This window comes from Sphingomonas sp. Leaf5, from assembly GCF_001421155.1.
Taxonomy (GTDB): domain Bacteria; phylum Pseudomonadota; class Alphaproteobacteria; order Sphingomonadales; family Sphingomonadaceae; genus Sphingomonas.
Map to the genome: position 1 here is coordinate 115,330 of NZ_LMJZ01000021.1, position 25,116 is coordinate 140,445.

16 protein-coding genes are annotated in these 25,116 nt (G+C 64.9%); 10 read left to right on the plus strand and 6 right to left on the minus strand.

The genetic code is table 11. The features are described 5' to 3' along the window. Position 1 precedes the first annotated feature (1 nt). Entirely contained in the window at positions 2–1,561 is a 1,560-nt protein-coding gene (locus ASE50_RS14050; RefSeq protein ID WP_056401716.1) for a Y-family DNA polymerase, read from the minus strand. Continuing rightward, the gene (locus tag ASE50_RS14055; RefSeq protein WP_056401720.1) at positions 1,482–2,213 is read right to left on the minus strand and encodes an ImuA family protein; all 732 of its coding nucleotides are present in this window, start codon (positions 2,211–2,213) and stop codon (positions 1,482–1,484) included. Before ASE50_RS14055 ends, ASE50_RS14050 begins: the two co-directional genes overlap by 80 nt. A 195-nt stretch (positions 2,214–2,408) precedes the next feature. Between ASE50_RS14055 and ASE50_RS14060 the strand changes: the two genes are divergently transcribed. From ASE50_RS14060 to ASE50_RS14105, 10 genes are all read left to right on the plus strand, one after another. Continuing rightward, positions 2,409–2,846, plus strand: a complete 438-nt coding sequence (locus ASE50_RS14060; RefSeq protein ID WP_056401723.1) for a DUF1810 domain-containing protein — start codon at positions 2,409–2,411, stop codon at positions 2,844–2,846. Between the two features lie 208 nt (positions 2,847–3,054). Beyond that, complete coding sequence (locus tag ASE50_RS14065; RefSeq protein ID WP_156347477.1) at positions 3,055–3,966, plus strand: hypothetical protein; 912 nt, start codon at positions 3,055–3,057, stop codon at positions 3,964–3,966. Further along, positions 3,963–5,072: a DGQHR domain-containing protein DpdB gene (gene dbpB / locus ASE50_RS14070; RefSeq protein ID WP_056401727.1), complete on the plus strand. Its 1,110-nt coding sequence runs from the start codon at positions 3,963–3,965 to the stop codon at positions 5,070–5,072. The genes ASE50_RS14065 and dbpB (ASE50_RS14070) overlap by 4 nt, the downstream gene beginning before the upstream one ends. After that, positions 5,069–6,397, plus strand: coding sequence for a tRNA-guanine transglycosylase DpdA (dpdA, locus tag ASE50_RS14075; protein ID WP_056401730.1), 1,329 nt, complete (start codon positions 5,069–5,071; stop codon positions 6,395–6,397). The genes dbpB (ASE50_RS14070) and dpdA overlap by 4 nt, the downstream gene beginning before the upstream one ends. After that, on the plus strand, positions 6,360–7,448 hold the full coding sequence (gene dbpB / locus ASE50_RS14080; protein WP_056401733.1) for a DGQHR domain-containing protein DpdB: 1,089 nt from the start codon (positions 6,360–6,362) through the stop codon (positions 7,446–7,448). The genes dpdA and dbpB (ASE50_RS14080) overlap by 38 nt, the downstream gene beginning before the upstream one ends. Next, positions 7,445–8,077, plus strand: coding sequence for a 7-carboxy-7-deazaguanine synthase (gene queE, locus ASE50_RS14085; RefSeq protein ID WP_056401736.1), 633 nt, complete (start codon positions 7,445–7,447; stop codon positions 8,075–8,077). The genes dbpB (ASE50_RS14080) and queE overlap by 4 nt, the downstream gene beginning before the upstream one ends. Continuing rightward, positions 8,077–8,451 carry a 6-pyruvoyl trahydropterin synthase family protein gene (locus ASE50_RS14090; protein WP_056401741.1) on the plus strand — a complete coding sequence of 125 codons (375 nt, stop codon included), beginning with the start codon at positions 8,077–8,079 and terminating at the stop codon, positions 8,449–8,451. Before queE ends, ASE50_RS14090 begins: the two co-directional genes overlap by 1 nt. Further along, on the plus strand, positions 8,448–9,158 hold the full coding sequence (gene queC, locus ASE50_RS14095) for a 7-cyano-7-deazaguanine synthase QueC (protein WP_056401744.1): 711 nt from the start codon (positions 8,448–8,450) through the stop codon (positions 9,156–9,158). The genes ASE50_RS14090 and queC overlap by 4 nt, the downstream gene beginning before the upstream one ends. 34 nt (positions 9,159–9,192) lie before the next feature. Beyond that, positions 9,193–11,490 (plus strand): PD-(D/E)XK nuclease family protein, encoded by a 2,298-nt coding sequence (locus ASE50_RS14100; protein WP_056401747.1) that lies wholly within the window; start codon positions 9,193–9,195, stop codon positions 11,488–11,490. Further along, a complete protein-coding gene (locus ASE50_RS14105) occupies positions 11,487–17,819 on the plus strand; it encodes an AAA domain-containing protein (RefSeq protein WP_056401750.1) in 6,333 nt (2,110 codons plus the stop codon). The genes ASE50_RS14100 and ASE50_RS14105 overlap by 4 nt, the downstream gene beginning before the upstream one ends. Here the strand turns inward: ASE50_RS14105 and ASE50_RS14110 are convergent. The 4 genes from ASE50_RS14110 to ASE50_RS14125 are packed head-to-tail and all read right to left on the minus strand — an operon-like array spanning position 17,806 to position 25,008. After that, the gene (locus ASE50_RS14110) at positions 17,806–18,504 is read right to left on the minus strand and encodes a hypothetical protein (protein WP_056401753.1); all 699 of its coding nucleotides are present in this window, start codon (positions 18,502–18,504) and stop codon (positions 17,806–17,808) included. The genes ASE50_RS14105 and ASE50_RS14110 overlap by 14 nt on opposite strands. Next, positions 18,501–21,773 carry a hypothetical protein gene (locus tag ASE50_RS14115; RefSeq protein WP_156347478.1) on the minus strand — a complete coding sequence of 1,091 codons (3,273 nt, stop codon included), beginning with the start codon at positions 21,771–21,773 and terminating at the stop codon, positions 18,501–18,503. Before ASE50_RS14115 ends, ASE50_RS14110 begins: the two co-directional genes overlap by 4 nt. Beyond that, a complete protein-coding gene (locus ASE50_RS14120; RefSeq protein WP_056401758.1) occupies positions 21,770–22,648 on the minus strand; it encodes a hypothetical protein in 879 nt (292 codons plus the stop codon). Before ASE50_RS14120 ends, ASE50_RS14115 begins: the two co-directional genes overlap by 4 nt. Continuing rightward, positions 22,645–25,008 (minus strand): DEAD/DEAH box helicase, encoded by a 2,364-nt coding sequence (locus ASE50_RS14125; RefSeq protein WP_056401763.1) that lies wholly within the window; start codon positions 25,006–25,008, stop codon positions 22,645–22,647. Before ASE50_RS14125 ends, ASE50_RS14120 begins: the two co-directional genes overlap by 4 nt. Positions 25,009–25,116: the final 108 nt, after the last annotated feature.

Genomic DNA, 25,116 nt, shown 5'->3' on the forward strand with positions numbered 1-25,116 from the left:
GTCATGCGAACGCGCCGTGCAGGAACCACCGCATCGGCCCGGTCGCCGGGTTCTCGCCATCGCCAAGGCGGAACAGCCAGTAGCGCGCCCCACTGTCGGTCTCGACCTGGTAATAGTCGCGCACCGCAAAGGGCTGATCGGACTCATGGCCGGCAGGGCGCCACCATTCGCCGTGCAGCCGCTCGGGACCGTCGGCCTGGGTCACCTTGAACCGCCGCCGCCGCCAGATGAACATCGCCGGCGGATGGTCGGGCAGCATCGCGGTCACATCGACCGGCTCGGGCGGGTTGAGCATGCGGCAGGGGCGGGGAAGATCACCGTCCCAGGCCCGACCCTTGGGCTCGCCGAGCGCGGGGCCTGCCTCGATCGCGCGTTCGGGCATGGCGCTCGGATAAGGACTGGTGCGGTAGAGCCGCCGCTGCCCGAAGCGGTTGGCGAGCGCATCGACCAGCGCCGCGAGGTCCGGCGCCTTGCCGCGCGGGTCGGTTTGCAGGGAATCGAGCCCCGCGCTCTGCCGCGCCGCCAGCGTTTCGATCAGCGGCGTGACCAATGTCATCGCCTCGATGCCGAGGCCGGGATCGATCGTGTCGATTTTGGCGGCGACGAGCTTGGCGAGATGCTTGGGATCGCGTGACGGCGCCGCAGTGCCGACGCGGATCGCTTGGATATGGCCATCGACCCGGTGGAAATAGCAATCGAGCCGGCGTGCGCCCTTCGCCATCTTGCCGAGCTGCGCGACGACATCGGCGACAAGGTCGCCGATTACCTGGGCAAAGGCCTCTGCGGTGGCGATCGGTTCGAGAAAGGCGCGCCTCGCGCGCGGGCGCTGCTCGGGAAACACCGGCTCAATCGGCTCCGGCACAAACCCCAGCGCCTGGTCGAGCCGGCGATGGAGCTGGCGTCCGAACCGTTTGGCGAGCGGGCCTCTGGGCGTGCCGATCAGCTGCTCGATCCGCTCGAAGCCGAGTTTGCGCAGGCCTTCGACGGTATCGGGCTCCAGTCGCAGCGCCGCGACCGGCAGCAGCGCGATCGCCTTGCGGTGATCGCCGGCCTCGATCGTCACCGGCCGCCCCGCCGGCACATGGCGCGCGACCGCATGCGCGCAGCCGGCCGTATCGGCGGCAGCCAACTGGACGCTCAGTCCGAACGCCGCGAGGCGGCGGTGGAGATCCTTGAGCAAGGCCCGCTCGGTGTCGAACAGCGATGCGCAGCCGGTGATGTCGAGCCACAGGCCGTGCGGCGGATCCGGCGCGACACAGGGCGAATAGCGTTGCCCGGCCCAGAGCGCGAGCCGGCGCAGGCCTTCGAGATCGGCGTCGGGATCGGCTTCGATCACCTCGAGCGGCCCGGCAAAGGCGCGTGCCTTGGTCAGGGTCATGCCCGGGGCCACGCCGAGCTTGCGCGCAGCCTGGTCGACCGCCGCGATCACGCGACGGCCGTGATCGGGGATCGCGGTTACCAGGGGAAGGGGAGCGGCGCCCTCAGGCGGCGATGGACGTGTCTTCTGCCGCAGTCGGTCGGTCGACCAGTGCGGCAGATAGACCGATACGACCCTGCGCATCGCATCCCTCCACGATCCAGGCGGCGGGATTGCTGCCGCGTACGCGCTCGAGTTCGACCCGCCAGCGCGCGCGTCCGAGGCTGGGGATGCCGAGCGGCTCGCTCGGCGACGCCGCGATCCGCCAGCGGGTTACTGCCGCGGTGCCTTCGGGTGCCGCGTCGCGCTTCGATGCCCGCCGGAACACGAAGGCGGTGACGCCCGAAGCTTCGGCGGCCAGCTGCAGGCGCTTCGACGCCGTCGTCGAATAGCGGCCGATCTCGCCGACCACCCCGCCGATGCCGGCATGGCGGAGGCATTCTTCCATCGCCAGCAGGACGTTGGTGTCCGAACCCGCCTCGACATGGATTACCCGGTCGGGATGGAGCCCAGCAAGATGCAGCGCGGGGGCGAACAGGTCGCGCCAGCTCTGGCACCAGAACACCGGCCCCTCGAGCCGCGCCAGCATGCCGGCCAGGAAGATCGTGGCGCTGGCATCGTCGGCAAGCTCAGGACTGCCTGCAATCTCGTGCAGCGCGCCCGCCGCGATCCCGCCGCCGGGCAGGGCGGCGTCGATCAGTGGATCGCCGAACGGAAGATGGGCATGGCGCACACCGACGCCCTCGATCGCGGCAATACGCGCGCGCAGATCTTCGAGGACGTGGTGGTGACGCATAACGGCATAGAGACTCGGATACGGCTGAATCGTTCCCTATCTGTTCTCTCTGTTCCAGCCCGTCAAGCGGGCGGCGCGGCCGGCCTTGTTGATGGATCGGTGGGAAGTCCCGGCGCGGCACGGAATCCGGTGGTCTGTCGCTGACGGAGAAATTTTTGCTGGAGCCGGGCAGGCGCTCCGCGCGAAGAGGGCAGGATGAACCAGGACCCGTTCGCCCTTGAGCGATTCGTCGCGGCGCAGGCGACCAGCTACGAGACTGCGCTCGCCGAAATCCGGCGTGGTGCCAAGCGCAGCCACTGGATGTGGTTCATCTTCCCGCAGAGCGCCGGGCTCGGATCGAGCGCGATGGCACAGCGTTACGCGATCGGCTCACTCGACGAGGCACGGGGCTATCTCGACCATCCCTTGCTCGGGCCGCGCTACCGCGAATGCGTCGCCGCGCTAGAGTATCTGACCGGCACCACCGCCGAAGCCGTGTTCGGCGGCATCGATGCCATCAAGCTGCGCTCATCGCTGACACTGTTCGTCGAGTCAGGGGCCGGGCCATTGATCGAGGCGGCGCTGGCGCGCTGGTGTGGTGGCCCCGACCCAGCGACCTTGGCGATACTCGCGCGCGACGAGAGCGGCGCATAGAAAGTCAGGGCGTATTTATTGCGTCTGATTCGGGTCCAGGTTTTGGCGCGATTGGTAGCTGATAAGACCGGTTTCGTGCCGGCTGGCGCGACCAATCGGCCATTTATCAGGATTTTCTGTGCACCATTTCGCTGCATTTAATGTGGCCAAATTGTCCCGCCGCGCGTAAAGTTAATGCGCCTGCCAAAACAGGCAGGGGGACGAATTTGTGACGCTTGTGATCACCAATTGCACCAATCGTAAGCGCAAGCCGATCCCTCACGCCCTGCACATGTCCGACCTCGCTGCCGCGCCGCTGCCGACCCTGGCTGCGGCTTGGGCCGAACGACTCGAAGCGGCACCGGAGCGCTTCCCGGCTACATCGATCTATGGCGGGCGTGCCTTTCAGGAAGCGGTGACCGTGGCAACCGCGACCAAGGCGAGACTGCTGGTCATTTCTGCCGGGCTCGGTCTCATCGATGCCAGCACCGACGCACCGCCTTACGCCTGTACCGTCCTGGTCGGCGCCGCCGACAGCGTCGCGGGAAAAGTAACGGGACCCTATGGCGCCGCGCATTGGTGGACCGCGTTGCGCGCAGTGTCGCCTTTCGCTCGGCCGTTGGCGGAATTCGTCGCCGGCGAGGATGGGCCGATCCTGGTGGCCTTGTCGGACGCCTATCTCGCCCTGATTGCCGACGAACTCCTCGCTCTGCCACCCGCCAAGCTCGATACCGTGCGCATCTTCACACGGACGCCGAGCGCACGGGTCGCGCCGGGGTTACGGCATCTCATCATGCCTTATGACGATCGTCTCGACGGCCCGGACAGTGACATTCCCGGGACCCGCAGCGACTTTGCCGGACGGGCGTTGCGCCACTTCGTTGCGCTCGGCAGTGCCGGCACCGCCGTTCAGGATGCTGCCGCCGTCGAGACTGCGCTGGCCGCTTGGCGCTTGCCCGCACGCCATGATCGCGCACGGCACGACGATGCCGCACTGCTCGACCTGATGCGCATGCACTGGTTACGCGCTGGCGGCAGTTCCTCGAAACTGCTGCGCATCTTCCGCGATGATCTTGGCATCGCGTGCGAACAATCCCGCTTTGCCGGCCTTGCCCGACAGATCCGTGGAGAACAGGCATGACCGCGCGTGATTGCCTCAAGGTTCGAGCCGTCCGCGCGGAGCAGGGCGGCATCGGCGTCTACGCCTTTTTCTTGTTTGGTGCCGATATCAACCGCGTCGCCGATATCAGCCGCATTCGGCGCGACGACAATGAGTTGAAGGGCTTCCAGCGCCGCGAGATCCGGGACCACGTCAAGGAAATCACCGCCTTTCTGGACAGCGGCCCGGTTCTCTTTCCCAATGCGATCATCCTGGCGCTGTCGCCCAGCATCGAGTTTTCACGGTCGCGGGGCCGCGCGCCCGGCGAAGCGTCCGAGGTTGGCGAAACCGGAACGCTCTCGATCCCCATCTATCCCGAGGGCCGGCGGGCGGCGTGGATCGTCGACGGGCAACAACGTTCGCTGGCGCTGGGCGCCGCGAAGGACTCAACGATCGCGGTCCCCGTCATCGGGTTTGTCTCCGACGCGGTTGAAACCCAGCGCGAGCAGTTCATCCTCGTCAACAAGGTCCGGCCACTGCCGACAGCGCTCATCAACGAACTGCTGCCCGAAGTCAGCGTCCTGCTCCCCCGCGACCTCGCCGCGAAGCAACTGCCGAGCGCGTTGTGCGCGGCCCTCAACACCGACCCGAACTCGCCGTTTTTCGGGCTGATCAAACGCGAGTCCGATCGCAGCGGCATCGTCACCGATACCGCGCTGATCGAGACGATGAAAACGAGCCTTAAGACCGCGGCCGGCGCATTGGGTCAGTTCCGCCAGAACGGATCGGGCTCCGATACCGCGGCGATGTATGATGCCTTGCTGCTCTACTGGAATGCGGTGCGCGACACTTTCCCCGATGCCTGGGGACGCCCCTCGACCGAGAGCCGGTTGATGCACTCGGCCGGGATCCGGGCGATGGGCGCGTTGATGGACACGCTCATGCTGCGTGCCGATGCGGCGCCCGACAAGGCGGCGGCCGTGCGTGGCATGCTGGCACGCCTGGCGCCAAGCTGTCGCTGGACCGAAGGGACCTGGGACGGGCTTGGCTTCGACTGGAATGAGATCCAGTCGACCTCGCAGCATATCACCAAACTGACCGACCACCTGCTGCATCTCGAGCGCGATCTGGCGCGAACGCCGAAATGAAGTTCATTTTCGCCGACAGTCTCGACTACGTCGATCCAGCCTTCGACTTCCTTGCCGATCGCAGTCCGGCCGAGCGTCAGCCCTATTGGGACGATGCCTATCCGCACGAGATTCTGGGTTACGCCCCCTATGATGGCGTGCTGGTGTCGCGCGGGATCGTCGGCGACCACCGGGTCAAAGGCAAATATACCGCCAGCCAGGCACGCCGCTTCCATCTGGTCGGCGTGCGCAAGTTCCTGCGGCTCGACACGCCCCAGTTCGCGCATCTCGACATTTTCGGTGACTGCGGTGCCTTCACCTATGTCCAGGAGGAGCGCCCGCCCTATAGCGCGTCCGAAATGGCCGAATTCTACGACGAATGCGGCTTCACCCACGGCTGTTCGGTCGATCACATCATTTTCGATTTCGACCCCGCCGGTCAGGGGATGTCCGGCGGCACCGACGACGCCAAGGCCCGCTTCGAGATCACGCTGGAAAATGCCGACGCCTTCCGTCGCGAGGCGCTGGCGATCGACGCCAGTTTCACGCCGCTCGGCGTCGTCCAGGGCTGGTCGCCCGGCAGCATGGCCGAGGCGGCGCGCCGGCTAGTCACGATGGGCTATGACTATCTCGCTATCGGCGGCATGGTCCCGCTGAAGTCGCCCGAGATCAAGCTGGTCCTGGAGGCGATCCGCGACGCGGTGCCCGCCTCGACGAGGCTCCACATCCTGGGCTTCGCCAAGGCCGACGATATCGACAGCTTCCACGGCTACGACATCGCAAGCTTCGATACGACCTCGCCGCTGATCCGCGCGTTCAAGGACGCCAAGCAGAACTATTACCTGCCCGGCGAAGGGCTGGGGCTGCGCTACTTCACCTCGATCCGGGTGCCGCAGGCGATCGAGAATCCCAAGCTGCAGCGGGGCGTCAAGAAGGGCATGTTCCGCGCCGAGGAACTGGTGCGGCTCGAAGCGCTCGCGCTGAACTCATTGCGCGCCTTCGACCGTGGTGCCGCCGACCTCGAGGAAACGCTTCACAATGTCCTCGTCTACAGCGCGCCGCTGGTCGAGGAGAAGCCCTATGAAGACTGCAAGGACAGCGTTGCGCTGGCGCGGCTTGCGCAGCGCTACCGGGTCACCTTGAGCGAGCGCCCCTGGAAGCAATGTCCCTGCAAAATCTGCCAAGACGCCGCGATCGACGTGATCATCTTTCGCGGCAGCAACCGCAACAAGCGCCGTGGGATCCACAATCTCGCTGTCTATCACGACCATATTGAACGACTGGATTTGAAGCGTGCCGTCAACCCAAATGACCTACCTCGCCGTCTGTGCGCAGCAGAGCAGTGAGCACCAGGTGCTCAGCTTCGCAGCCACCGCTGCCGACGTCCTCCGCTTCGCTTCGATCGAGCGGATCGGGCGCGACGCGCAGGGCGAACTCAGCGGCTTCCAGCGTCCGCAGGTCGCCGCGCACATTCGCGAGATCCGCGATTATCTCGAACAGCCCAACTCGGTTCTCCCCAACCCGATCGTTGTGGCCTTCACTGACCGCGTCGAGATCGAGGATCTCGGCAATGGGACGATGCGGTTGTCGATCGACATGAGCACCGGCATCCCTGGCCTTGTCGTCGACGGCCAGCAGCGCCTGTCCGCGCTGGCCGAGGTCGACCGCGACTTCCAGATTTTCGTGTCCGCGCTGATCTGCCGCGACGAGGCCGAACTGCGCCGCCAGTTCGTGTTGATCAACAACACCAAACCGCTGCCCAAGTCGCTGATCTATGAGCTCCTGCCGACCGTCGACAATCTCCCGCCGCGGCTCAGCCGGCGGTCTGTCGCGTCCGATCTGACCGCGCGCCTCAATTTTGAGAACACCGCGCTCAAGGGCTATATCAAGCAGCATACTTGCCCCGAAGGCATCATCGCCGACACGGTCATGCAGCGGATCATCATGGAATCGCTGACTAACGGGGTCATGCGCGAGATGATCCGTTCGCCCAAGGGCGTGGAACGCTGTGTCCGGCTGATCTCCAATTTCTTTGAGGCCGTGAAGAAAGTCTGGCCGGAGGCCTGGCACGGCCAGAAGCCCGCCACCTCGCGCCTGCTCCACGGTGCGGGCATCCAGGCCATGGGCGATGTCATGGAAGTGCTCGCCCAGCGGTCCGAGGCGCGCAGCGTCGAGGAATTCCGCGAGGGCCTCGAATGCCTGAAGGACAAGACCGCTTGGACCAGCGGCGAATGGGAATTGTCGGGCGAGGTCCGCCGCTGGAATTCCTTGCAGAACGTTAATCGCGACATCGCGCTGCTCAAACATTATCTGATCGGCATCGTGAAGGCCGACCAGCGCAAGCGCCGCAAGGCCGCGCCGGTGCCGCTCCTCGAACCCGAGGCGGGGACGGCATGAGCTACGCGGTCAAGGAGATCTTCAAGACCCTCCAGGGTGAAGGCGCGCAGATGGGCCGTGCCGCGGTCTTCTGCCGCTTTTCCGGCTGCAACCTCTGGTCGGGCCGCGAAGCCGATCGCGCCACCTCGGTTTGCACCTTTTGCGATACCGACTTCGTCGGCATAGATGGCACCGGGGGCGGTCGCTTCGCGGACGCCGACGCGCTGGCCGATGCGATCGCCGCCGAATGGAACGGTTCCGCCGCCAACCGCTATGTCGTGCTGACCGGCGGCGAGCCACTGCTGCAGGTCGATGATGCGCTGGTCGCAGCACTCCACGCCCGCGACTTCGAGATCGGGGTCGAGACTAACGGCACGCAAGCCGCGCCCGCCGGGCTCGACTGGATCTGCGTCAGCCCCAAGGCCAATGCCGAGCTTTTGCTGCAATCGGGGCATGAGTTGAAGCTTGTCTATCCGCAGGAGACCGCCTTGCCCGAGCGGTTTGCCCATCTCGCCTTCGACCATTTCTTCCTGCAGCCGATGGACTCACCGACCGCCGCCGCCAATCTCGAGGCGGCGATTAGCTATTGCACCGACAACCCGCGCTGGCGCCTGTCGCTCCAGTCGCACAAGATGATCGGAATCCGCTGATGTTCGAGCTCAGCAAGCAGTTTCGCTTCGATGCCGCCCACACCCTCGATCGGTCGATCGACACCGAATCGAGCCGGCGCATCCATGGCCATAGCTACCGCGCCGAAGTGACCGTGCGCGGCCGCCCCGATCCGGTGACCGGCATGGTCGTCGATCTCGGGCTTCTCGAACGGACCATGGCCGACGCCCGCGATGCGCTCGACCATCGCTTCCTCGACGAGATCAACGACCTCGGACCGGCCACGATGGAAAATCTCAGCCGCTGGATTTGGAACCGGCTCTCGCCGGAAGTGGGCAATCTGTTCAAGGTCAGCGTCTACCGCGACAGCAGCGGCGAAGCCTGCTCCTACTGGGGCGAGGAAGTGGCGGCATGACCAGCGACTCCGGCGCGCTCGTCCTCTTCTCAGGCGGCCAGGACAGCGCCACATGCCTCGCCTGGGCACTGGATCGGTTCGACACCGTCGAGACCGTCGGCTTCGATTATGGTCAGCGTCACCGCGTCGAACTCGACTGCCGCGAGGCGTTCCGCGCATCGGTCGTCGGTATCAATCCAGCTTGGGCTGCGCGGCTCGGGCCCGACCATATGCTCGACCTGTCGATCCTCGGCCAGGTCAGCGAAACGGCGCTGACGCGCGACGCCGAGATCGCGCTTCGCGACGATGGCCTCCCCAACACGTTCGTGCCGGGACGCAACCTCCTGTTCTTCACGCTGGCTGCCGCGCTCGCTTATCGCCGCCGCCTGCGGCACCTGGTCGGCGGAATGTGCGAGACCGACTATTCGGGTTATCCCGACTGCCGCGACGACACGCTGAAGTCGCTCCAGGTCACGCTCAATCTTGGCATGGGCAGTAACACCGTCGTCGACACGCCGCTGATGTGGATCGACAAAGCGCAGACCTGGGCGCTGGCTGAGAGACTTGGTGGCGCGCCGCTCGTTGATCTGATCCGCGACCACACGCACAGCTGCTATATGGGCGACCATGAAACGCTGCACGAATGGGGCTATGGCTGCGCTAGCTGCCCAGCATGCGATCTGCGACAAAGGGGCTGGGAGAGCTTCGTAGCACAAAGCGCAGCGTGACATCGGCCGGGGCAACCGGCGTGCGGGGGGAAGAATGGCTTCAGGCCTGAGCGGCTCGACGATCAAGTCCTGGTTTCAATACCGTTGCGAACGCAAGACGCGCTACGAGATCATGGACCCGTCCGAACTTGCCGCGATACCCGTGGCGAAGGATCAGCGTGAACAGCCTTGGGCAACGCTCGGCGTCGATTATGAAAACCGGGTTGTCGCCCGACTAGCGCGCGACGCGGACGTTCTGCGTCCGGGAGTAGGCGAGGAAAGCCTGCTTGAGCGACACGCCGTCGCCTTCCTGCGCGGCCAGGGACCGGCGACCTACGCCGCGCAAGTCAATTTGCGACCGCGCGGACTTCCGACCTTCGTCGGCGGCGCGGATATCAAGCTGCGCCGCTCCTTCGCTGATCTGATCCGGCGCGAGGTGCGCTCCGGCCAACTTCACTTTACCGTCATCGACATCAAGGCGACGCGGGCGGCGCGGGCTTTTCACAAGACGCAGGTCGCCTTTTACGTCTTGCTCTTGCGTGCAATGCTCGACGAACTCGGCGTAACGGCAACCGTCGAGGCGGTCGGCGAAATCTGGCGGATTCCCGATGATGGAGACGCTGAGGGCAATCGCTGGACCGCCGAACCGTTCGCACTCAGCCCCTATTTGCGGCTTGTCGAAGACTTTTGCAGGTCAACGTTGCCGGCGATTGCCGCAAAGGTGGTTGAACCTGGGCGCGACGAGACCTTTTTCCACGTCTACTTTAAGTGCGAGCAATGTTCGTATTTGCCACATTGTATCGATGCGGTCGGACCGGCCCGGCCCGCTTATGCACGCGACGTGTCAGCGGTCGCGGGGCTCAGCCACGAGGCGAAGCGGACGTTGCTGTCGATCGGGGTCGGCACCGTAGCCAGTTTGGCAGACCTCGGCGCCGGTGTCGGTCGCATCGACGGCGCGGGCTGGTCGCTATCCCGCCGGGCCGATCAACTCGTCAGCCGCGCCCGCGCGCTACGTGACGACGCTGTGCAGCCCGGCCCCGACCCCCATAGTTTTCTCATGCCGCCCAGAGCAGATGCGGCGATCTATCTGGTTGCGGACAACGACCCGGTCGACGACACGCTCGTGACCCTCGGGTACCGCTATGTCGATGGGACGGGCGTCCGCGAGCATATCGAGGTCCTAGCGACGAGCGATCGCCGCAGCGAGGCCGATGCGCTGGTGTCGATTTTCGGGCGCTTGGTCGTCGATCTCGAAGCGATCGACGCGCACAATGAAGCGGTCAGCGACCCAAGCGATCCAGCCAGCCGCTACGCCCACATCTTCCTGTACGAAACAACCGAGGCGCTGGCGCTGCAGAATGCCGTGAAGCGGCATCTCGACGACCCCCGCGTTCGCACGGGACTGTTGCACATGGTGCGCCTGTTCCCTCCCGACGAGGTCGTGCCAGAGCCGGAGTTTCGAGGCATGCAGCATTTGCCCGCAACCGCACTCCGCAGCGTGGTCGAGCAGTTGCTCTCGCTTCCGGTGACGGTTTCCTATGATCTTCGCCAAGTGTCCGGGGCGCTGCAACGCGAGGGAGCGATCGGCATCGCCTATCAACCGGGGCCGGCGTTCGAACGACCGTTTTCATCGCTGCTCGCCCTCGATGTCAGCCGCCACTTGCGGGAGGGGCAGGGTAAGGGCCCCGATATAGACGCGATCCGCGCCGACGTATCCGCCCGCTTGGCAGCCACGCAAGCCATCGCCGACTGGCTGCGCGCCGAGCATTGGCGCCGTGTCGATGCGGGCGGCCCGCCGATGCTTCGATTGAACAAGCAGCCGTTTCGGCTGCAAGCCAGCTTCAATCCACTCGACGCCGGCGATCTCGACGTCCTGCGTGCCTTCGAATTGCTGGAGAACCGGGCAGGCCTGCTCGATACGATGATCCGGCTGGCGCAACCGACCCGCGTGCGCCGTGACGCCGGCCGGGCGATCGGTCCGATGCGCCTTCTCAATGTGAGCGACAAAGGACGGTACAGCTATTTGCTCTTTTCGATCCCCCGCGAGTCCGAAGATGCCGACATTGCAGCCGGCACCATGGGTTTGATCCTGAGCGACGGCGATCCGGACTATGTGCTCGAGCCGCGCCTCTGGCGAACGATTGGCTGCGATATCATGTCGCCTTGGAGCGGCGATGCGCCCAATCTGCTGCGCCTGCGCATGTTTCGACCGAACTTCACCGATCCGATCTTTCAGGAGGTCAAGCGCCGCGCCGGCCAGGATGGTTGGTGGCTCGACCAAAGCTTCGTCGATCTCAATTCACCCAAGGCCGACGCGTTTCTTCAGTTCCTCGGCGCCCAGGTGCAGCCATGAGCACGCGCGACGACATTCTCTCCTTTCTTCGTGACCCGCGAGGCTTTGCCGCCACGGCGGCCGACCGTGATTTATGGACCGAAGGCCTTGAGAGCTTCGCGATCCCGTCGATCTCCGCCAAAGCCGACCGCCCACTCCGTCCAGCACAGGATAGCGCGTGGCGCGGACTGGCGGACCAACGCGTCGGCCTTGTCCTCGGGCCGCCTGGCACCGGCAAAACGCATCTGCTGTCGTGGCTGATCACCGGCGATGGGATAACGCGTGCCTTGCATCAGCGCCCTGCGCGAACCCTGGTGACTGCCTTCACCAAGAACGCGGTGGGCAACGTTCTGGATGCCGTTGCCAAGCGACAGGCATTGCATGACCCAACTGCGCCCGCCCCAATCTTCTACGGGGCGCCTCCCGGCGGCGGCCTTTCGGCCGGCGTGCAATTGATCGAACGCGGCGATGAATCCGAAGTCGAGCAGCAGCTTGCCAGTGGCCGTGCTGTTGTCGGCGCGACGATCTGGTCCCTGTACCGGCTGATCGCCTCGGGCGTCCTCCCGACGGTCGATGGCCCGACGGCGCCGCTCTTCGATCTCATCTGCATCGATGAGGCCTCGCAGATGGTGCTTGGCCAAGGCCTGATGGCGCTTGCGGGCATGGCGCCAAATTGCCGTATCGTTGTGTCCGGCGACGACCAACAATTGCCCCCGGTGCGATCGATGCGCTCGACCAAGATCGAGGATCGCGAGATGGGCGGCTCGCTCTACACCTTTCTCAAATCAGCCAATGCAGCGGAATTTCCGCTGGAAGAGACGTTTCGGCTCAACGCGCCCCTCGCCAACTTCCCTGAGCGGAAATTCTATCCCGGGCGGTATGTCTCGGCTGCCCCCGATGCGCGGCTCGCACTCAAAGCAGAATGGCGAGACAACCTAGACATGGTCTCGCGCGTCGCGCTCGACCCGGCGCTCCCCATCGTTGTGCTCGTCCACGACGGGCCGGCGGCGGCAACCTCTAATCCGTTCGAGGCCAATCTTGCCGCGAAGCTGACCCTCGAACTCGCCGATCGCGTCGAGGGGCAGGGCGGACCTGTGACCCCGGCCGAATTCTGGACCGAGATTGCAGCGGTCGTCAGCCCACATCGCGCGCAGAATGCAGCGATCCGCGCCTTGATTCCCGCTGCGCTCAAATCGGATGCATTCGTCGAGACCGTCGATCGCATCCAGGGCAAGGAACGCGACGCGATCATCCTGTCCTATTGCGTTGCCGACCCCGAATTCGCGCTTGCCGAAGCCGAGTTCATCTTCTCGCCCGAGCGCCTGAACGTTGCCTCGACCCGCGCCCGCACGAAATTGGTGCTCATCATCAGTCGGCGTCTGCTCGAAGCGGTACCGGCTGAGCAGGAAACGATGGATAAGGCCGAACTGCTCCGCGAGTTCGTCTATTCCTGCGGGTTCGTCGCGGAAACCGTGCTCGACGGCCCCGGTGGCCGGAAGATCCGAACGCAAATCCGCGCCCGCGGCTTCGATGGCGATCCGCTCGATGTCGACCTGACGCCTGACGCCGTGGTCGAGGCCGAGGTGCCGGAGATGACGCCGGCGCTCGAAGGATTGCTTGCCGCAATACGGCGCGTCTCCGCCAGCAATGACTATGGTTCAGCCACGCTCAGCCAGGTGCGTAAAGCGATGGCGCTCACCGCCGAGCCGTTCGCCGACGCCCGTACCTTGCACCTGCTTGGCTGGATTTCGCTAGAGCAACTTGAAGGGAAGTTCGGTCGCTATTGGCGCGCCAAGCCGTTCGAGGCTGCGCGGCGTGTCTATCCGATCGATATCGACACGGTGCGCGCACGCATCGCCACTGTCATTCGCGAAGGCAGAGCTGGCAAATACTGCTTCTACGATCGTGCCCGAGACCGGTTCGCGTGGATGTCGGAACAGCAGGACGACATCTTCCTGCCGGTCATTCAGGCATTGCAGAGCGAGGGGCTGCTGACCATCGGCGCAGCCGGTGGCGCGATGACCCTTGCCATGACCGCGCCTGCCGCGGAGAGCGAGGAGCTTGAGCCCGACGCGCCGTTGCCTTCGATCTCGGACAACGACTATCGGGTGTTGAACCGCCTCGAAGATCTCGAGGTCGCCCGCATCAATTTCGGCATTTTCGATAGCTGGACGTCGATCACCACCCTTAACCGCGACCTGCGATGGCGCGACGAGAACATGGTCGCCGCATTGGCGCGGCTCGAGGCCCATGGGCACGTCATGCTCGCCGAAGATGCGCGGGTCCGCAGCCGCGTCGCCGAGTTGGCGCGGGAAGTCCGCCACGTCAAACAGCGCTTCAAAACCGATGATGCCAACGACCGTCCCTATCTGGTCCGCAATCTGAAAGTCGAACTTCGTGACCGCAACAAGCCGGTCCGCAACCGCGCGATCCGGGCGGTGTTCGACGAGGCGATCGCGGCGGCATCGCCCGCCCAGGCGCAAGGACTGGAGGGGCTGTTTCGCGCACTGGCGAGCCAGTGGGGCGAAACGGCCGCGCTCGCGGAGTTCCAGCGCAAGGGTCTGATCTACGGCCTTGAGGCGTGGCGCGGGGAAGGCCCTTCGGCAATCGCAATTGCCGCTGATACCGGCTCGGGTAAGACCGAAGCCGCGGTTCTACCGCTGATCGCCGGCGCTCTCGGGGATGCGCTCGAGGGCGTGCGCGGTGTGCGTGCAATCCTCGCTTATCCGCGCATTCGTCTCGCCGCCAACCAGGCACAGCGTCTCGCGGGCTATCTTGCGGCCTCCGCCAGCATTCCCAACCTGCCGATGCTCACGCTTGGCCTCCAGGTCGGCGACGTGCCTGACAGTTTCGACGGGATGCACGAGCGCTACCGCGACGTGTGGCGGCCTGCCGGGCCAACGGCGTTCGAGTTCCCCTTCTTCGCGTGTCCATCCTGCGGCCAAGGATTGCACCTGCGCGCCGGGGCGGGGCGCGACGGCGCCGATGCGCTCATCTGTACAACGGGCGACTGGCGTTACGACGGCTGGATCGGATCGAAGGCGCAGTTGCGCGAGCGTCCGCCATCCCTGTTCCTGCCGACCACCGACAGTTTGCATCAGTGGCTGCATGATCCGCGCTACGGTGCATTGTTCGGCGACGACCCCCGCTTTGCACCGCCGCGTGCTTTGCTCGCGGACGAGATCCACCTCTATACGCACATCCACGGTGCGCAGGTTGGCATGGCGCTGCGGCGTCTGGCCGCGCGGGCCGAAACCAGTGGCGCCGACACGCGGCCGCTGGTCGCGATCGGAATGAGTGCGACCGTTTCAGATCCGGCTGAGGCCTGGGGACGGCTAATCGGTCGTACCGATGTGCGTACGATCCGACCCGAAGCAGCAGAACTTGAAGCAAATCCGCGCGGGCGGGAGGTCTTCTACTTCATTCAGCCCGAGGTGGAGTCGCGAGGCGCCGACATCGCGGGGGCCTCGACAACGATCCAGAGCTTGATGTGCCTCGGGCATGGTATGCGCCGCCGCACCGGCGACGAAGGCGGGTATCGCGGGCTGGTCTTCTTCGATTCGATCGACAAGATGCGTCGACTTCACGGCGCTTATACGGACGCCGAGGAAGGCAAGGAACTCGCCGCGCTGCGAATATCGGATTATGGCGATGATCCGACTGGCCAGCCCCAGACCCTATGCTGCAAGGAGCCGATCGGTTGCGACCGTTTCGCCGACGGCGAATGCTGGTGGTTCGCTGCCAACGACGCCCGGCAATGCGGCGCCAACGGCCGCCGGGTCGCCGGCGGCCCGCTGCGTGTGGCGCGTTCGCCGATCTATTCCGGGACCAGCAGCGACGCGGAAGCGCTCGTCAAAGGGTCGGACATCGTCTTTGCCACATCCTCGCTGGAGGTTGGCTACGACGATCCGGACATCACCCTAGTCTATCAGCATTACGCGCCGCAAAATCTGGCGAGCTTCATCCAGCGCAAGGGCCGCGGCGGCCGAGGCATCCACGATCGTCCAACGACCGCGGTCACCCTCTCCATCTATTCCCCGCGCGACAGTTGGTGGTTCAGGCGCCCGGCCGAAATGATCGCGCCATCGGGGTTCCGCATTCCGCTCAATCCCGACAATTTCTTCGTCCGGCGCGGTCAGGCACTGACCACGCTGCTCGACGGAATTTCGCGCAGCCTCGGTCGCGGCGCTGTTCTGAATTCGGGTGATACGCCCTCGCGCGCAATCCTGGTGGAAGCCGGGCAACTCGTTGAAACTGTCTTCGGTGCCGGTATTTGGAGCGAGTTTGGCGTTGCGGACGCCGCCGGCTTCTGGGCTGCCGCCGTAGCGTCGCAGTCCGGGGCAGGGGGCCGCTTCTTGAGCGACATGCGCCGCAATTTTCGCTGGGCGCCCGACCTGCTGTTCGACACCATCAACCTCCCGTCGCTCACCGTGGGTGGTCCGGGGGTGAACGGCGGCGGCGGCGAGGATATCGGCCTCGCACTCGTGACAATCGCACCTGGCAATGCGACGCGGCGCTACAACGCCTCGATCGTCCATTGGCGGCCGCCCGTACATGGCCGTGCGCCCTGGCTCGCCGCCGACGATTATCAACACGCCGAACGCACACCATTGCGGTCAGACAGCGCCGCGCTGCTTGCGGAACTGCCAAGCGACGTTCGCGCTGCGCTGGGCGACATTCACACCGATCTCTGCCGGCCGACGGTCGCCACATTGCAGCAACTCGGCTGGATTGCCGGTGCGCACTGGACTCCCGAGATCGGCTTCGACAGCGATCGCGACCCAGCGATCGTGCCGCTCGACCCTCACGCGATGCCGCTGCGTCACGATAGCAACGCAAGCTTGCGCGGGTTCTTGCTTGTCCAGGCCGATCTGGCGCGTGCGCGGAACGTCGGCTCCACGCCACATGCGTGCTTCTCGCATGTGGGCGCACATATCGGCGACGAGGTGGCAGGCCACCCATCCGGCCTTGAAGTTGCGCGCGTATTCTGGGGAGCAGACGCCGAACTCAAGTTCGACAGCCGCGGTGTCGATCCGTTGAGCATGTCCCAGATATTCACCGATCCTGTCACCGACCGCACGCTTCTGCACGGCTATCAAGTGCCGACCGAAGGCCTCCAGTTCGTTATCGACGAGCAGGCGATCACAGCCTGCGTGGAGAGCGTTCAGGCTGGATTTGCCGAAGCGGAAGGACAGCAACGCTGGCACGAGGCCCAGTTCCTGCGCTACCTCATCGATAGTCGCAGCCGCGCGATCGGTATCGCGGGCTATGATGCTCGCCTGGGCGCCGACATTATCGCTGCTGCAGCCTCGCATCCGACCTTCGCACCCCAATTGCGCCGTCTCGCGCGCTTTTGGTCACCTTCAGCGCTTGCCACCTTGTTCGAGGACGTGCGCCAGCAGTTGCTGAGCCAGCATCCCCTGATGACCATCACCCGCGTCGCCCGCGCCGCGCTTACCCTTAGTGACGATGCATTTCACACCGTGCTGAGCGAAGCACTCAAGGACGTCCGCGATCCCATTGCGATGCACGGATACCTGCGCTCCACGATCCTCCATTCAATGACTGTGCGCCTCAAGCTGCTCGTGACGCAGGTCGGGCAGGGCGATGAACGGCAATTGCTCGCCCATGCAAAGCTACCGCTGCAGTTCGGGGCCGATGCCGGCGATCGCATCACAATTTGCGAAGCAGGGGCGCATGGGGACGGTACCGTCCGAGGCGTGATCGATAACTGGCCCGCTTTGCTCGCCCTCGTCGCCGATGGCTATCTTGGGGCATGCCCCAACGCCGACGAGGATGCGATGGTCCGCCGTTTCTGGGCGATGACCGATCGGCACGATTTCTGGCGTACGTTCGATCCGCGCGACCCTGCCGCACTTGGCAGTATCGCGCAGGAACTTGGCTCAGCGGCGCCTGCTGCTGCGGGCCCCGTGCTACCACAAGTGCTGGTCCGTACCCTGTTTGCACAGGAGGCGGTCGAGGCGGAGCCGTTTGCGCTGTACGATGTCGCCGCCGACATCGAGCAGGTGCGGAGCACCGCCTTTGGTTCACTCGACCGACCGGTACTCGGGTGGGAGTTGGCGTCGGCAGCGGTCGATGCCGCATCTCAGGGCACCGCCCCAATCCTTAAACGCCTGCACGACGCCTATGCCGCGCTCGATCTTAACGCCGCTGGTTCGCTCGGACCGGAGGCGCGGCTCGCCGAACAGGTATTTCGTCTGTCAGCGCCGCTCTGTGCCGATGGATGCCGAAGCTGCGTTCACCAAGCCAGTGACCTCATGAGCGACACTCTTGCCGAGGCCAGCGTCAGCCGATCATTGCTCCAACGCTTTCTGGCTAGCGGGTCGTGATGCCGAGCCGGTCGAGCGCGGCATGTTCGGCGAGCCAAGCCTGGACCTTAGGCGTCACCATCGCGAGAGTCGCGCGCTTGTCCGCAAGCGCGTTGATGAATTCACCCACCTCGTCTTCGTCGATCTCGGCAGCGCGTTCGGCCTGCAGCGCATCATATTCCTTCGACAGCGTCGAAACGGCGCCGTGGAGGTCGGCGGCGGATGCCACGTTGGCCGAGTTGACGCCGTTTCGGCCGCACGCGACCAGCCGCGGCCCGAGGTTGTTGGCGAGATTCATCGACGTCAGCAATTCGCCTAGGCCGATGAGCGGCTGGAATCGCTCGCTGGCGACGGCCCGCCAATGGTCGCGGATCGAACGCTCGAGCGCCGCGATCGCCCGGCTTAGGTCGGTCGAATACTCATAGACTGCAGCGCGTAACGCTTCGGCATCCTCGGCATCTTCGAGAGCTTCGCCGACCGTTTGTGCGCACTCGATCATTTCCGTCAGCACTTCGCGCTGGTGCGCAGGCGTTCCGAACCCGGTCATGTCAGCGGTCTCGACCAGCGCAGTCATGCGCTGGATCTGGTGGCCGGCCGTGCGCAATTCGGTGATCGCCTTGCCCAACCGCTCGCCAAGTGTCCGGCGCGAAACCGCTTCGGGCAACTGCTCTAACAGCGTTTCGGCCTCGAGTAGCGCGTCGCTCATGCCTCGGCCCCTTGCGCGGCCGGCTTGGCGACCGCGGCGTGGAGAGCCTTTCCGACCGCCTTGACCTCGGATAGCGAGCCGCCGCTGCCGGCTTCGCGGACGCAGTCCTGCGCATGTTTTCGTAAGTCCTCGACCGCGCGTTCGCCGGTCTGCGCGGTGACCAATATATCCTCGAGATCGCGCGCCGGCTGCTGCGCAAGCCAAGCCAGGCGCTGCAGCAGCTTCGCCGGAATCCCCTCTTCCTCCAGCGCAAAGATCAAGGTTTCGGCACGGGTTCCCGCGCCTTCGCTCAGTCTCACCCTCAACCGGTCGTTGGCTTGCCGCCATGCCAGCACCTTGTCGGCGGCGGCGCCGGTCAGCAACTCGGCGATGCCTGTGATGCAGCGGTCCAGGCGACCGAGGTGGGTTGCGACATCCTTTCCGCGCAGCAGGCCGGAGAGCGTGTCAGCCCGGCCCTTGATCTGCCCGAATTCGGTGCGCTCGATATGGCTGCGCTTTTCATTCCAAGTGCCGGCTAGTTCACGCGCGCGCTTGTACAGATCGGGGAGGCCGCCGTTTTCTTCCGGCACCGGGTCGCACCGCCCGGTTTCGCCCAACCGGACGATCGCGCCCATCAGTTCGCTGGAATCGATCAGCGCGCTACCGCCGCTGGTTCCGGTCGCATTATCGGTCAGATTGAGACTGATCATCGCACGAAGTTCGGTGCGCAGACGTTCATGGAAGCCCTTGGTGGCGGTCAGCCATTCCTGCCAAGGCGCACTGCGGGCGCTGAAATCCGTTTCCGACAGCCCCTCATCGCTCAAGATCGCGCGCATCTGGTCGGCAACGGGCGCATCGACGCTGGTCGCGCCGCGCAGATAGGCGCGGGCGAGCAGAACCTGAGCGAAGGTCGCCACCTGGGACCAGCGCGCGCCATCAGCGAGCCGGGGGATTTTGCGATCGAGATAGGCGACCATGGTGGTCGCTAGCCGACGCATCATCGTCGCTAGGCTACGCCGATGATATTCGGCGTCCTCCATCGACATGCCCGTGTCGAGCCGCAGTGAAATGAACGCTTCGAGACCGTTGCGAACCCAGGGCTCGGCCGAAAGGGTGAAATAGTCTAGCTGGCGCGTCGCGGTGCCCTGCAGCTTCACCATATCGCGCGTGATCAACTTCTGGAACAACGGCGGCGGCACGCCGATCGCGCGGCTGTCGACTTCCTCGACCAGGAGGAAGAGGATCTCGTTCCATCGGCTGCCATTCTGGATCGCGTCGGTGGGCGTCCAGCTTCGGATCTGCTCGCGCAGGACTTCGAGCTCGCTCTTGGTCGGCATCAACCTTTTCGGTTTGGGTGCCGAGACAATTGGCCGTGCCGGGCGAATTGGGGCAAGACCACTGGGGCGTTGCGGCGGTTCGTCTTCGTCGTCCGTCGGCGTATCGACGATCGGCTGTACAACAATGATTGGCGCGGCCGCGATCGGCGCCGCAGCCGATGCGTCGTCTGCTCCGATCCACGGCAGACCGAAGGCATCAAACACCGCGCGGCTGGTACCCGCAAAGGCGAGGCCTTCGCCAACCGGCGTCGTGTCAGCCCGATCCGGATTGGCCCAATAAGCGAGCATTCGCCGCATGCGGGCGCGCTCTTCAGGGGCCTCAATCCGATTATCGACGATCTGCTTGAGCCGAGGGGCAAGCGCCAGATCGGATCGACGATCAGCGCGAAATGCGTCGGGTTCGATGAAGCTGCCCGGATAGGTCCCGGCGGCAAGGCTATCGGGCTGGAGCAGATTGGGGTTCAGGATTGCTTGCAGGATACCCCGCGGCGTTTTCCAGGTCTGACCGTTGTCATTCTCCTTGAGCGCCTCATAGAAGCGGTCGAACGCATGGGGCGTGAACGGAAACAGCCCGATGCCATCCTCGGCGCCGAAAATGTCGAAACACACCTCCTGCCGGGGGCATTCGATACAGCGATTGGGCGGCAGCGCCTCACGGCCCTGGCGGCTTTCCGCCAGCCAGTTGTTCAGCGCGGCCGGCCCGGCGCGTACTGCGGCAAGATAGCGGACCGCGAATTGCCGCCGGGTCTCGCCCTCGCGCAACGTCGCGACATCTTGCAGACCATCGGTCGCTTTCCCGAGCCGCACCTCATGTGTGATGCGTTGGCGGTAATTCCCTTGCAGCTTGTCATAATAAGCCGGCGTCACGCCGACGACCGAGATGAGCGGGCAAACCGCTTGCTCATCCGCTTCTCCGCGCGCGGCTGCATTGAACACGAGGACGTCGATCAGACTGTCATCCAGCCCCTCCCAACTGGTGATGTCCTCGAGCAGCAGCACAAGCCGCTGCTTGCGGTCGGCCAGAGCTTCGCGCACCTGGCGGAACAAGGTCTTGAGCCCTTGCGCGGAAATGCCCAGCACATTCTGGATCGCGTCGTTGCGCCGCAGATTCAGTGCCTTCATGAGCGCCAGGCTCGTGGGGAACTGGTCCGCATGCTCGTCGGCCAGTTCGTCTGCGAGCCATTGCTCCTCGCGAAACACCCGGATCGTGTCGGCTTCGCGTTCGAGCCGTCGCGCCAGATCATGGCTATGCGCGATCGCCGCCTGCCCGCGAAGCGGCGGGCAAAGGTCGCCCAGTTCCTGGACATCGAACAGGTCGAACGACGCCGTTGCCGAATTTCGCCCGCCGCCTGCACCTTCGAGCAGGTCGAGGATGCGTGATGGCGCTTTCCAGCCGGCTTTGATCGCCGGATGTGAAAGCAATTCAGCCGGCGCGAACGTCTTGCACCAAGCCTCGTCTGGCATCGCCCGATCGAAATGTCCCGGCTCGAGCGTATTGGACAGCGTGCTGAGGAAGATGTTCGAGCGGCCGCGCGAGGATGTGTTCTGCCGTTGCCCAAGATTGTCGAACAGATGCGCGAATTCGGTGGGGAGGCGATCACGAAGCTGGCGGAGCGCACCCTCAAGCGAGCCGTCGGCGCGGCGTAGCAGCAGCTTGATGTCGGTTTGATGCGGCCAGTTGACCGACAACCAGCGGATGAGATGCGACTTGCCAGACCCTGGCTCGCCCTGGACGACGCAAAAGGCATGTTCCCGGCTCGGATCGGCGAGGGTGTCGAGCACCGCCTGTTCGTCGCGGCCGGTAAACTCGGCGGCATCGCGGCCGGCAACCTCGAACCCTTCGATTGGAGTGTGCGTGGCGAGGAAGATCGCGTCGTCGCCCTCAAGCGCCTCAGTCACGAAGATTGATCGGGCGTCCTCGGCGCGCCAGCAAGCGGGGTACGGCGCGTTCATTGGATCGCCCCCGGGAATAGGGCGACCGTCGTAAAGGCATCGATCGCGTGCGAACTGTCCGCGCTGAGGCGAACTCGGTCCGCGGCATCGCCACTGGGCACGAGACGCAGGCTTTGGTCGTCGTGCAGATCGCGCAATGCCGCGCTCAACAGCGGCGACAGGCGTCCGACAGGCGGCGCATGGCCGATCCGCTGACATGCCTGGACGAACAACCGGCCGCGATCGAGATAGGGCATTCGGCGGGCGATCAAGGCGACGAAGACGCTGGCCGGCAATATTGACCCGTGTTCTATCCCGGCGCGTTCGATCTCACGCAAAATACGCGAGGCGGGTGAGGGGTAATCGGGTGCGGATCGGTCTGATGGCATCGGGATGCCCAGGCCGAGAAAGGCGAGCCAACGGCGCCATGCTACGGCCTTCGTCGAATTCATTTCCTTGCCGGTCAGCCCGGCATTGGCCTTGTCGGCAAACTCCTCTCGGCCGGCCTGGTAGATCCATTCGAGGCCGTTCTGACGATCGCTCTCGGCGACCATCCACGCATAGCCTTCGAGCAGCGCGGCATCGCCGTCGCCCGTGTCGAGCGCGATCAGCCGGTCGTGGACAAGATCGGCAAATTGCGGAAAAGTCTCCGGCAGCGAAACGGCAAGGCTGACCTGATCGCGTGCGGAGTCGACCAGCGCCAGGCTGAGCGCGGCGTTATGCGCGTCCGATGCGAGCGTCGCCTTGGCCTTCACCTCCGCCCCGTCGCGCTCGAACCCGGGATTGAGCAGCGCCTCATAGGTAGCGCGTGGCGAGGATCCGCCCAGGGCAGACAGGCCGGCGACAAGCGACCAGACCCGCTCCGGCGTGCCTTGGGGGCTGGAGAGCAGAGTCATGCGCCGCCCTCAATCTCGGCAAGCGCGGCGAGTTGGCTTTCCGCATAAGGTGCATAGCGCGAGATGGTCTGGTCGAGCCGCCGTCCGCGAACCACGCGATCGGGTCGCGATATGATAAGGAGCGCAGAGCAGGAGCGCGCGCGAAAATCACGGGCACGATCAACCAGCGCCTCCGCAAGGAAAGCGTCGTCCGGCAAGACAATAGCAGTCGGCACATCCGCCAATTGATTTTCCCCCGTCCACTCCCTCTCGTCGATCACGAGTCCCAGTCGTGTCGCTGAATTCAGCATAAGCTCGGCAGCCTGTCTCGCCAATCCATGCGGCAGGACAATTTGATCCACACCGGCTGCGGTAAGGCACTTGATCAGATCGGGAAAACCGGCTTCGAAATGCGGATCACTCGGCGCCACGAGCAGCGTTTCAGCGGGCAGCGCGGTACGACAGGCAAGCGGCGTTCGCCAGCGCTGTTCCAGACCGGCCGCGATCAGGTGGTTGGGCGGGGTCATGCCCGCTTTTCTACAATAGGGGCAGCGGCCGCACGCCGGAGCGTAGGTCCGTGGCTCGATGATTTCGAACGCCGTCCGCGTGACGCAGGCCTTCGTCGGATGGCGCATGAGTTTCACAAAGGCGTCGAGATCCGCCTTAGCGTCGGTGAGCTCGCCGTCTCGGACGACGGCGACTGCTTGCCACAACGCATCGTCGACACCCACCAGCGCACGAGCATCGAGGATTTCCACCGTCCAGGCGAACTCCGGTTGGTCGCCCTCTACTGGCATCGACAGGACCCGCAGAATACCGGCGCGCTGCATCAGCGTCAGCAAGGTCATGTTCCAGCCGCGGTTCCAGTCGCCAGCGCGCGGCCTTAGGCCTTCTCGAAACGCATCGAGATCGATCGTCATCTGCAGATGCTCGCCGACATAGCGTTTGCCGGTTGCCGCACTGAGCAGGCCCGCCCACCGCTGCTCGGCAAGATCGCGCGTCAGCCAGCCCGAGGTCGCAAGACCATAGGCTTGCTTCACATCGCTGTCGCTAGGTCCATCAATGAACAGGCACGCCGCCAGTCCCTGACCGTTGTCCCGCGAGGCGCGCCCGATCTCCTGATACCAGCGTGCCGGACCCTCAGGCAGGCAGGCATGAATGACCGAGCGCACATCAGGCTTGTCGATACCCATGCCAAAGGCAGAGGTCGCAACGACGATATCGATCTGGTCGGCCGCCCAGGCATCGACGATCCGCCGCCGGTCGCCCGGCCCAGTGTCACCCGTAAACAATTCGAGCCGATCGAAGCCATGGTCAGCATCGCCGAGGCGCGCGTGCAACGCGGCGGCGTCGGCAATCTGCGTCGTATAGACGATGACCGGACGAGGCGCCCGGTCAAGGAGATGATCGAGCGCTGCGTGCCGTTGGCTTTCCCAGTCGTAGTGAGAGACGACGATATCGTGTTCGTAACGCGGGAGACGCGCGTCGATCTCCAGCCATTCGCCGTCCAGTCGCCACGCGCTGCGCAGGACGGTTCGGGCGCTCTCGGGCAAGGTCGCCGACAGGAGCACGGCACGGATCGCCGGATTGGCCCGGCGCAGCCGACCCAGCAGCGCCGGCAAACGCTGGAAATCCGGCCGAAAGCCGCGGCCCCAACTCTCGATGATATGGGCTTCGTCGACAAACACATGCGTCAGGCGCGCCTCGAGACCAAATTCGGCCGAATGCGGTAGCGCCGCCTCCACAAGGTGGTCGAGCAGCGCCGGGTTCAGTGCTTTTTCCGGCGACAACAGGACCAGCGGGATTTCGCCCCGGCGAAACCCGTTGATGATCGCTTCCGATTCCGCGAACGGCGTGTCGCCGGTGAGTGCCTTGCTCGCTTCGAGACCGCGCATGCCAGATAAAGTTCGTTCATGATCGAGCGCAAGGGCGACTGTCGGGGTGATCACGATCGCGCACGCGCCTGGCTGCGTTTCGCGCTCGAAATTGGCGGCGATCTGAAACAACAGGCTCTTGCCAGATCCCGTCGGCATGCTGACCATAAGACCCGACCCAGGCGGTTGCGTGAGCAGCGCGCGGGTGGCAGCCTTTTGCGCGATCGTTCGATAGCGCTCGTGCTGGCTCAACCGCAGCAATACGCCGTCAGGCGATGCCGGCTCATAGGCATGGCGCGGGATAGAATCGAACCGCAGGGCAGCCGTCAGCCCGTCGAGGCCGGGCTGGTCGTCCTCATCGACGATGCGCAGCGCCGTGTCGGAGTTCGTGCGGGCGAGCCCGAAACGCCCGAGCAGGGCATAGTCGTCCAGGGTCATGTCCCGCGGTAACGCGGCGAGGTCGATGCGCCCGCCTTTGAGGCGCACCAACGACCGGATCAGCGCCATGCGATCAGCAGGCGTGCAAGCGGCGGCAAGACCCGTCAGACACCGGGCTATCGACCGCGCGACCCAAGTTCCGTGTCCATCCGCGCTTTCCGTAGCGCCAATGTCAGC